The sequence below is a fragment of the Mesorhizobium sp. M7A.F.Ca.CA.002.04.1.1 genome, assembly GCF_004022805.1.
GTDB lineage: Bacteria > Pseudomonadota > Alphaproteobacteria > Rhizobiales > Rhizobiaceae > Mesorhizobium > Mesorhizobium ciceri.
This window is the reverse complement of the sequence record NZ_RZPL01001083.1, coordinates 1-1,209: the sequence shown is the minus strand read 5'-3', so window position 1 is coordinate 1,209 and position 1,209 is coordinate 1. Positions and strand designations below refer to the sequence as shown.

The following is a 1,209-nucleotide window of genomic DNA, read 5'->3' as shown; positions in this document are numbered from 1 at the left end:
TCCCGGCATCGCAGACCGGGCAGCGCGTATTGTACCAGACGGTCAGCATAGTTCCGGCATTTGGTTGGTAGCGCAAACTTGAAGGACCACGAACGATCGGGCGCCGTCAAGACGTCGCTCGGTCGCTCGCGCGAAGGAGAATGTATCGGGCCAGCCGGTCCGGCCCTTCCGCTACAGGCTCTATCCGAGCGAGGTGACGATCTCGCGGTAGGCCAATTCGGGAAAGGCCTTCAGCGTCCGCGTCCTGACATTGCCGGCTGCCGCCAGCATCAGCGAGAAGCGCGCCAGCACCGCGTCGTCGGGCGCTTCGACCATCGCCACCATGTCGTATTCGCCCATGGTCAGGTAGAACGCCTTGAACGATCCGCCCATGTCTCCCAGCTGCTTTCTGGCGGCGTCGAGCCGCTTCGGTGACTCGCGCACGTTTCTGGCACCCTGCTCCGTCCAGTTCATCAGCACGATGTAGCTTGTCATGGCACACCTCCCTCCGGGGCCACGGAGCACGGCGGCTTCGCCGGGGCGGGCATCCGGGTTATCGCCCAGAAATGCATCCGACAGCGAAATTATCCTCCCGAAGGGCCCGGCCCGCAAGAGTGCGCCCCACAAACAAAAAAGGGCGCCATCGGCGCCCTTGAACTCTTTGCATCGGTAAGTCTCAGCTATCCAGGAAACTGCGCAGCTTGCGCGACCTGCTCGGGTGCTTGAGCTTGCGCAGCGCCTTGGCTTCGATCTGGCGGATACGCTCGCGGGTAACCGAGAACTGCTGGCCGACTTCTTCCAGCGTGTGGTCGGTGTTCATGCCGATACCGAAGCGCATTCTGAGCACGCGCTCCTCGCGCGGCGTCAGCGAGGCCAGCACGCGCGTGGTGGTCTCGCGCAGATTGGCCTGGATCGCCGCGTCGATCGGCAGGATCGCCATCTTGTCCTCGATGAAATCGCCCAGATGCGAATCCTCCTCGTCGCCGACCGGCGTTTCGAGCGAGATCGGCTCCTTGGCGATCTTCAAGACCTTGCGTACCTTTTCGAGCGGCATGGCAAGCTTTTCGGCCAGTTCTTCCGGCGTCGGCTCGCGGCCGATCTCGTGCAGCATCTGGCGCGAGGTGCGCACGATCTTGTTGATCGTTTCGATCATGTGCACCGGAATGCGGATGGTGCGCGCCTGATCGGCGATCGAACGCGTGATCGCCTGCCGGATCCACCATGTCGCGT

2 protein-coding genes are annotated in these 1,209 nt (G+C 63.0%); both read right to left on the bottom strand.

Annotated elements, in window-relative coordinates:
- Window positions 1-180 precede the first annotated feature (180 nt).
- Window positions 181-474 carry a GYD domain-containing protein gene (locus ENZ75_RS32325; protein WP_063168777.1) on the bottom strand — a complete coding sequence of 98 codons (294 nt, stop codon included), beginning with the start codon at window positions 472-474 and terminating at the stop codon, window positions 181-183.
- A 181-nt stretch (window positions 475-655) separates the two neighbouring features.
- On the bottom strand, window positions 656-1,209 hold a 554-nt coding region (locus ENZ75_RS32320; RefSeq protein WP_128278636.1), incomplete at its 5' end, for a sigma-70 family RNA polymerase sigma factor.